The 8,815-nt window shown below is 45.4% G+C and carries 8 protein-coding genes and 1 pseudogene; 5 read left to right on the top strand and 4 right to left on the bottom strand.

The annotated features are described in order from the left end of the window. The 5 genes and pseudogenes from Q8W40_RS24705 to nth all read left to right on the top strand — a co-directional run. Nucleotides 1–837, top strand: a pseudogene (locus tag Q8W40_RS24705) (electron transport complex subunit RsxC); the annotation flags it as partial. Next, nucleotides 837–1,889 (top strand): electron transport complex subunit RsxD, encoded by a 1,053-nt coding sequence (gene rsxD / locus Q8W40_RS24700; RefSeq protein WP_305401048.1) that lies wholly within the window; start codon nt 837–839, stop codon nt 1,887–1,889. The pseudogene Q8W40_RS24705 and the gene rsxD, both read left to right, overlap by 1 nt. Before the next feature lie 2 nt (nt 1,890–1,891). Next, nucleotides 1,892–2,521 carry an electron transport complex subunit RsxG gene (gene rsxG / locus Q8W40_RS24695; protein WP_101111483.1) on the top strand — a complete coding sequence of 210 codons (630 nt, stop codon included), beginning with the start codon at nt 1,892–1,894 and terminating at the stop codon, nt 2,519–2,521. Next, nucleotides 2,518–3,210, top strand: a complete 693-nt coding sequence (locus tag Q8W40_RS24690) for an electron transport complex subunit E (protein WP_101111482.1) — start codon at nt 2,518–2,520, stop codon at nt 3,208–3,210. The genes rsxG and Q8W40_RS24690 overlap by 4 nt, the downstream gene beginning before the upstream one ends. Nucleotides 3,211–3,316: 106 nt before the next feature. After that, nucleotides 3,317–3,997: an endonuclease III gene (nth, locus tag Q8W40_RS24685; protein ID WP_180958351.1), complete on the top strand. Its 681-nt coding sequence runs from the start codon at nt 3,317–3,319 to the stop codon at nt 3,995–3,997. A gap of 63 nt (nt 3,998–4,060) precedes the next feature. On the opposite strand, the gene Q8W40_RS24680 is transcribed toward nth, so the two are convergent. Genes Q8W40_RS24680 through Q8W40_RS24665 form a run of 4 tightly spaced genes read right to left on the bottom strand, consistent with a single transcriptional unit; the run spans nt 4,061 to nt 8,700 of the window. After that, nucleotides 4,061–5,446, bottom strand: a complete 1,386-nt coding sequence (locus Q8W40_RS24680; protein WP_305401047.1) for an ABC transporter ATP-binding protein — start codon at nt 5,444–5,446, stop codon at nt 4,061–4,063. Continuing rightward, complete coding sequence (locus Q8W40_RS24675) at nt 5,443–6,228, bottom strand: ABC transporter permease (RefSeq protein ID WP_305401045.1); 786 nt, start codon at nt 6,226–6,228, stop codon at nt 5,443–5,445. The genes Q8W40_RS24680 and Q8W40_RS24675 overlap by 4 nt, the downstream gene beginning before the upstream one ends. Continuing rightward, a complete protein-coding gene (locus Q8W40_RS24670) occupies nt 6,225–7,178 on the bottom strand; it encodes an ABC transporter permease (RefSeq protein ID WP_305401043.1) in 954 nt (317 codons plus the stop codon). Before Q8W40_RS24670 ends, Q8W40_RS24675 begins: the two co-directional genes overlap by 4 nt. Then, nucleotides 7,171–8,700 (bottom strand): ABC transporter substrate-binding protein, encoded by a 1,530-nt coding sequence (locus Q8W40_RS24665; protein ID WP_370693427.1) that lies wholly within the window; start codon nt 8,698–8,700, stop codon nt 7,171–7,173. The genes Q8W40_RS24670 and Q8W40_RS24665 overlap by 8 nt, the downstream gene beginning before the upstream one ends. Nucleotides 8,701–8,815 lie beyond the last annotated feature (115 nt).

The raw sequence follows: 8,815 nt of genomic DNA, 5'->3' as shown, positions 1-8,815 counted from the left end.
GCTGCCATTGCAAGGGCAAAAGCACGCAAGGCGAAACAAGCCCAACCAACTGAAAGTGACGACTCGGGCTCAAACGAGCCAGCAGCGGAAACACCTGTTGAGGAAGATCCGAAAAAAGCCGCAGTAGCCGCTGCCATTGCAAGGGCAAAAGCACGCAAGGCGAAACAAGCCCAACCAACTGAAAGTGACGACTCGGGCTCAAACGAACCAGCAGCGGAAACACCTGTTGAAGAAGACCCGAAAAAAGCCGCGGTAGCCGCTGCCATTGCAAGGGCGAAAGCGCGTAAGGCGAAACAAGCTCAAACAGAAAATGATGATTTGAATTCGGATGAGCCACCAGCGGAAACACCTGTTGAGGAAGATCCGAAAAAAGCCGCGGTAGCCGCTGCCATTGCAAGGGCGAAAGCGCGCAAGGCGAAACAAGCTCAAACAGAAAATGATGATTTGAATTCGGATGAGCCACCAGCGGAAACACCAGTTGAAGAAGATCCGAAAAAAGCCGCGGTAGCCGCTGCCATTGCAAGAGCAAAAGCGCGTAAGGCAAAACAAGCTCAAACAGAAAATGATGATTTGAATTCGGATGAGCCACCAGCGGAAACACCTGTTGAGGAAGACCCGAAAAAAGCCGCGGTAGCCGCTGCCATTGCAAGGGCGAAAGCGCGTAAGGCGAAACAAGCGCAAGCAGCTGAAAGTGACGACTCGAATTCAAACGAGCCAGCAGTGGAACCACCTGTTGAGGAAGACCCGAAAAAAGCCGCGGTAGCCGCTGCCATTGCAAGGGCAAAAGCTCGAAAAGCCGAACAACAGAAACGTAATCAATCTGAGGAAAACGACTAGTGGCATTTTTTATTGCTAGCTCTCCACACGCACGTAATCGACGCAGCACACCCGATCTAATGAGGTGGGTGGCTTTGTGTGCGCTACCAGGACTTGTCGCTCAAATATACTTCTTCGGTTGGGGTACGCTCATTCAACTTGTGTTTGCCATTGGTTTAGCGATAGGTTTCGAAGCAATCGTGATGCTAGTGAGAAAGCGTAACCCAGTTTCAGCACTTCGTGATTACAGCGCAGTCGTTACTGCTTGGTTATTAGCCGTTGCCATCCCTCCTCTGTCCCCTTGGTGGATGCTCGTTATCGGTATTTTCTTTGCCATTGTGATTGCAAAACATTTATACGGTGGCTTAGGGCAGAATATTTTTAATCCCGCGATGGTTGCCTACGTTGTACTGCTGATTTCTTTTCCCGTCCAAATGACAAGCTGGCTATCGCCTTTAAGTATCAGCCCATTTCAGGTCGACTTCCCTGATGCTTTGTCACTCATCTTTACTGGTTTCAACCATGATGGCTTCTCTCTTCAGCAGGTAAGAACAGGCATCGATGGAATTACAATGGCAACGCCGTTAGACACCATTAAAACATCGTTGCAATCAGGCCTTACACTAGGCGAAATCACCCAAAAGCCTCAGTTTTCAGGCATTGCTGGAGCTGGATGGGAGTGGGTGAATCTTGCTTATCTTGCGGGCGGACTCGCGTTAATAAAGTTGCGGATAATTCAATGGTATATCCCTGCTGCGTTCTTAGGGTCATTGGCTGTCATGTCGCTTATTTTTACTCATCTACTCCCAGGAGAAACCGCCCCTGTTACTATTCAGTTGTTATCTGGTGCAACGATGTTGGGCGCATTTTTCATCGCAACAGATCCGGTATCTGCGTCAACGACTGTTCGGGGTAGATTGCTGTTTGGAGCATTAATTGGGGCTTTAGTCTTTATTATTCGAGCGTGGGGAGGCTTCCCTGATGGTGTTGCTTTTGCCGTATTACTCGCCAATATGTGTGTGCCTCTCATCGATTACTATACTAAGCCACGAACTTACGGGCATAAGGGGTAAACATGCTGAACGCAATTAAAAAGAATGGCGCTGTTCTTGCCATGTTTGCCTGTGCTTCTACAGGATTGGTTGCCATCACTAACGCCTTAACCAAATCGACCATTCAAGAACAAGAACAAGCACAGCTGATGTCGGTTCTTAACGAAGTCGTGCCATCAAACATGCACGACAATCAGCTTTTTTCCGCTTGTATGATCATTGACTCTCCAGCGCTTGGTCCAGATCCTGTTCATGCTTATGTTGCCTCCAAACAAGGCGATGTCTCGGCGTATGCTATAGAAGCGATTGCCCCCGACGGCTACAATGGAAAAATCAAACTGATTGTAGGTATTTCCTCTACCGGTGAAATTTTGGGTACGCGTATTCTTTCCCATAAAGAGACTCCAGGATTAGGTGACAAAATTGACCTTCGAATATCGGATTGGATTCTCTCTTTTAATGGCAAGTCCGTTACTGACCCAGAAGATGCAGCTTGGGGAGTCAGAAAAGACGGTGGGCAGTTTGACCAATTCACAGGCGCTACGATTACACCTAGAGCCGTGGTAAAAGCGGTGAAACAAGCGGTTTGGTATGTAACCCAGAACCAACAAAAAATTAGTTCGATGCCATTCAACTGTGGGAGCGATTCATGACAGATCACAAAACTCTGATAAAGAATGGGATCTGGGAAAACAACCCAGCATTAGTTCAACTTCTTGGCTTATGCCCATTACTTGCGGTTTCATCTACTGTGACCAACGCATTAGGGCTTGGGCTAGCAACTTTGCTTGTTCAGGTTGGCTCAAATGTCGTGGTATCCCTAGTGAGAGACTACGTACCTAAAGAAGTGCGCATACCGGTTTTCGTTATGATCATCGCGTCGCTCGTTACCTGTGTTCAGCTACTAATGAATGCTTATGCCTATGGACTTTACCTCTCACTCGGTATTTTTATTCCCCTCATCGTAACCAACTGCATCATCATTGGACGAGCAGAAGCGTTTGCCTCTAAAAACCCTGTCTTGCCTTCCGCGTTAGATGGGTTTTGGATGGGAATGGGAATGATGCTTGTGCTAGTGGTGCTTGGTGCTATGCGTGAAGTAATAGGCAACGGTACTCTATTTGACGGAGCGGATATTTTGCTTGGGTCATGGGCGACTGTTTTGCGTATAGAAGTGTTCCAATTTGATAACAGTTTCTTGCTGGCACTTCTTCCACCCGGTGCATTCATTGGTGTAGGATTTTTGATCGCAGCCAAGAACCTAATAGACAAACAACTAGAGTCGCGCCAACCAAAAGAAGAAAAGCCAGAAATTGAGCGAGCGCGAGTGACTAATGCATAAACGTAAGTGTATAAGAATAAGTGCGTAACACAAAGTATATGAAAGATAAGCGCATAAAGATAAGCAAACAAGAATACCTAGATAAAAGTACTGGAAGCAGCCTTAAATGAATCAACCTATATCAAAAAAAGAGAAAGTAGAGGCTATAGTCAATATTCTTGATGACCTCTACCCTGAAGTCCCCATCCCTTTAGATCACAAAGATCCCTATACTTTGCTCGTTGCTGTTTTATTGTCAGCACAATGCACGGATGAACGTGTAAACCAAATCACACCTAAGTTATTTGCTCGTGCCGATAACCCCTATGATATGGTGAAGCTGAGCATTGAAGAGATAAAAGAAATCATCAAGCCCTGTGGTTTGTCCCCTATGAAATCTAAAGGGATATGGCACCTTTCCGATATGATCATCAAGCAACATGGTGGTGAAGTACCTAAGGACTTTGAAGCTTTGGAAGCAATGCCTAGCGTAGGACATAAAACAGCTTCCGTGGTTATGGCTCAAGCATTCAATGTGCCCGCTTTTCCGGTCGATACACACATACACCGTCTCATGTACCGTTGGGGATTGTCTAACGGAAAAAGCGTTGAACAAACAGAGAGAGATGGAAAACGTCTTTTCCCAAAAGAGAAATGGAACGATCTACACCTCCAGATTATCTACTACGGTCGTGAATACTGCCCTGCAAGAGGGTTCGATTTAGACAAATGTATTATTACAAAGCAGTACGGGCGTAAAAGCTTCATCAACGAAGTCTTGAAAGAGAAGCTTAAGAAGAGTAAGTAACTGCTTTAGAAGATGAAGAGTTAAAGAAAAAGGGAGTAGCGATTACTCCCTTTTTGATAGGTCTTAAATATGGATGACTTGATCACAAAGCTTTTTCAACGCGATCTTATCGTGGCTGATTAAGATTAAAGTAAACTTCAGTTCTTCACCTAACTCGACCAGTAGCTTCAACGTATTCGCCGCGGTGATTGGGTCTAGTCGAGAGGTCGGCTCATCAGCAATGAGTAACTTAGGCTTCATAAGCAATGCTCTAAGAATCGCAAACCGTTGAAGCTCTCCACCAGACACTTGCGTAATTTTCCTTTCAAGAACACTGGTATCTAAGTTCAATCTATCCAGTAACCGCTGCACGGTTTTATCGTCAAACTCTACAAGCTGTTTTAAGTCTCGCAATAGTGAATTTAAGTTTACCGCTCTAGACAATGCGCTTGGAGGATCTTGATATAGCTTGAGTGCTTGCCCTTTTGCGATGTTTTGATGCTGGATTATTTTGCCGTCAGTCGGGGGGATAAGACCAAGTAGTATATCCGCAAGGGTCGATTTTCCCTTTCCGCTGTCACCACTAATTCCTACCACAGACTGCTCGTACACATCAAAGCTCAAATCAGAAAATAGTGCTTTTCCATTTCTGGTCATTTTCAAAGAATCAGCGGAAATAAGAGGTGCACAATCAGTACGTTTTTCACGATTTACCCAGTTCTTCGGGTGCGCAGCAATGAGAGCTTTAGCGTATTCAGACTGAGGAGAGGCGATCACTTTTTCCCCCTCACCTCGTTCTAACACCACGCCTTTACGCATAACAATCACTTCGCCCTGCAAAGATTCGGCGAGTTCAATGTCGTGAGTAATGACAAGTACCGCGCCTTTCTTTTTGTGCGCTTTTAACTGTTCGCCAATTTGCTTTTGGCGACTGGCATCCAAACCTTTTGTCGGTTCATCTGCTATCAGCAGTTTTCCACCTGCTTGCGTAGCACACAAGTACGCGACACGCTGCGCCATGCCGCCAGAAAGCTCACTTGGTAACTTGGTTTCATCGCCAGAAAGTTGTACGCGCTTAAATGCGTCTGTAAGTCGAGCTTGCAAAGCGGGATCTTCAATCGCATTGACCAACTGATCCACCTCTTTAACCTGCTCGCCAGCGTTCATCAAAGGGCTTAACGCAAACCAAGGCTCTTGCGGCAATACCGAGACTTTTTTGCCCCATAAAGCCTCTCGCTCTTTCGTACTTCGTGTCGATTGAGAGCGGTCGAAGAGTGCTACCTCTCCGTTATAAGACAACCCTTCAGGGAGGTTGCCTATGATGGCATTGGCTAATAGGCTTTTACCCGACCCTGTTTCACCAAGGATAATAAGCGCCTCTCCATCTTTGACGTTAAAAGATACAGGATCAACTAATACTCCTTCAGAACTCGAAATCGACAAGTTCTGAACATCGAGCAAACACGTCATGATTTTTCTCCTCTAGCCAGAAGGTGGAATCCCATTACCAGAAGAAACACAGCCATAATGGGTTGAGCCAGAACCCAAGGTGCTTGTTGGTAATATCGAAACAATTCAACCATCATTAACCCTAATTCAGCCTCTGGCGGCTTTAATCCAACATACAAGAAGCCTATGGACGCAAGAGTGAGAATGGAGTTACCAGCACCAAAACACGCTAAGGTGTACAAATCTTTTTTAAGTTCCGGCAAAAAATGACGCTTAAAAATATAGAAATCAGAAAAACCGTACAGCTTAGATGCTTCAACTTCTGGCGATACAACAAGCCCCATCACTCTCGACCGGACGACACGGAAATATTCAACCCAAAGAATAAGAGAAATAGCGACGTACAGTATCCAAAATGATCCCGGTACAATTGCGCCAAAAAGAAGTACAAGAATTAAACCAGGCATCGCCAAAACAAGGTTCAATACCCAAGATAAACTTCTATCCCACCATCCCCCTTTCCATCCGGCCAAAATACCTGCGATCAACCCAAGAATTGCTGACGTTAAAACGCAAGTTAGAGCCATGAAAAACGACGTTTGGATAGCATCTGATAAGCGAGCCATATTACTACGGCCATAATGATCTCTGCCTAACGGCTCTGCCATATCGGGAGCAGCAAATACTAACGTAAGATTCTGCTGGTAAGGGTCACTGTTAAAAAAGGATTTTTCGAGTATCACAAAGACAAACTGTACGGACAGTAAAATCAGTCCAATACATTGCGATAGATTCAGTTTCATTGTATTTCCACCGCAACATTGGATTTAAGGCGAGGATCAAGCAGGTAATTAGCGACATCCACAAGCGTATTGATCAAGACAAATAGCAACCCCATCATCAATGCAGCGCCTTGTATCACAGGGATATCTCTCGCAAAAATAGCATGGGATAACGCGTGCCCTATCCCTGGCCAAGAAAACAGAGATTCGATCATCACAATGCCTTCAATCAAGGTCACGGTTTGTATGCCAACAAAGGCGATAACGGGTAATGCAATATTCACCTGGGCATGTCTTTCAAACGCTTGCGAGTGGCTTAACCCCTTCAAGCGCGCAAACAAGAAATACTGGGAACCAAGCACATTGTGAGTGGCATTTCTGATGATCCGGTTAGACATTGCAGCCATACTCAACGCTAACGTAATGGCGGGAAGAACAATAAAGCTCGCATCCCCAAAACCTGCTACTGGCAGCCAGTTAAGTTTTAAAGCGAACAAGATGACCAAACCTAAGCCAATCAAGAATACAGGCTGTGCTTTGATCATAATGGACACAAAAAGTGAGAAAGTATCAGACAACTTTCCGGCTCTTCTGCCGCAGTACACGCCAACAGGGATGGCAATGAAAAGCGAAATGATCATGGCAACCAATGCGAGCATCACGGAATGACCGAGCTGGTGAACCAACTCGGTTGTCACTTTTTCTCCGCTCACAAGCGAATAGCCAAGGTTAAAATGAAGCAAATCCCATAGCCATTCAAAGTAGAGTTCTATCGCACTTCTATCTAACCCTAGCTCTGCGGACACTGCCTGAGCGGCATTTTCATCGACATAATCATAGCCATAACGCCCCGCAGCAATTCGATAAGCGATGTCTCCTGGTATCAACCTCATGAGCACAAACGTTACGGTTCCCACCGACCAAGCGACAAATATCGCTTGGCAAAATCGTTTATAGAGGAAGCTAGTCATTCAGCTCCATCTCCGCAACTCGATAGTTGATCTCAAACGGGTCAAAGGAAAAATTTTGAACGCGTTGATTAACGGCGATAATTTGCTGATAGTAGCTGATTGGAATCAAAGGCATTTCATCGGCTAGCAGCTTAGAGGCTTCTGGAATCAAATTGCGATATTCCGTCTCGTTGTCTTGAACTGATAACCTATTCAATAGACGAGTAAACTCGGAAGAAGACCAATTCGTCGGTCCCCAATCACTGCCTTTATGGCTCGCAAAATCGTTAAGCAGCAACGCTAACGGATCTGCCAACGTGCCGAAGTTACGCGCGACAAGCGCCATTTCCAGCGTACCATCATGATGTTTTGACGGGATAGCACTGGAATTGTCGATAGAAATATCGACCGAGATTCCAACATCACTTAACTGTGCTTGAATAGCGGTCGCAATCAGGGGAAGTTCTGGGCGATCAGAGTAAGTGGTTAAGTTTATCTCAAAGACCTTTCCTTCACGCTCTAGTTTGTTATCGCCATTCAACGTCCATCCATGATCTGCTAACAGACTGTTTGCCGTATCTAGATTTCGAGCGCTCACACCATAGTTACCCATGTGCCAAACGCCTAAAGCGGGTGAAAACAACTGGTAAGCTTCAGACCCTGGTAAACGAAGCACGTGATCAGCTATGCCTTTTCTATCCAACGCTAAACTTATTGCCTTGCGAATATCGGCGTGATTAAGGAATGGATGTTCATTATTGAGCTTTATCAATACCGTACGCGGCATAGAGATAACGTGTGTTTTTAAATTGTCAGAGGCATTTAAACTCTCCAAGCTCAGTGGATCCAATGTGTACACTAAATCCGCTTGCCCCGATTGCGCCAACAATGCTCGACTCTCTGAGCGATGACCCGCTAAGTAACTCACTTGGGCAATCTTAGGTTGAACCCCACGATAATCTTCATTGGTGCTTACCAATGCTTTGTGTGGTGGCACCAAGTTTTCGATTTTATAGGGACCCGTACCATGCAAGCGGGTCACTTCATTCTCGGCATCAAATGATTTCTTAGAAACAATGGAGGTCGAGTAGTGCGCGAGAACAGACAACATAGGAACAAAGGGCTTCGACAGACTGATCACAACAGCGTCGTCTTGAGCGTGAATGGATTCAATGGGGGCTCTTTTAATGACCCCCGGTCTCGACATTGCTTGCTTCAAAGAAAACACGACAGCGTCGGCATTGAGTGGTGAGCCATCGTGAAAAGTGACATCATCACGAATTTTAAATGTCCAGGTTAAGCGATCACCACTTTGCTCCCAGCTTTCAGCCAGCAATGGCACCAATTCTGACTGCTCGTTAATTGCTATTAGCGCTTCAACGACTTGTAATCGCGAAAACAAAAAGCCATCTTTTGCTAAGTCTTGGCTACTGAACTCAAATGGACCTGAAATAGTAAGTATTTGTGGTTCGTCTTTTTTGTCCAACGAAAAATACGCGAGTAGACTAAGTCCAACCAACAAAAATAGGGCGAGTTTTTTCAATTTCAACCTTCCTGATATGTTATAACATTCATACAACTATTGAATCGTAATTTGGTTGCCCTGTCTATCTGCAACTATGAGATTTATCAAAAGATGAAAACGGAGAGCAGAATTG

It is taken from the genome of Vibrio penaeicida, assembly GCF_030689305.1.
Classification (GTDB): domain Bacteria; phylum Pseudomonadota; class Gammaproteobacteria; order Enterobacterales; family Vibrionaceae; genus Vibrio; species Vibrio penaeicida_B.
The sequence above is the reverse complement of the archived record's forward strand: the minus strand, read 5'-3'. Positions and strand labels throughout refer to the sequence as shown.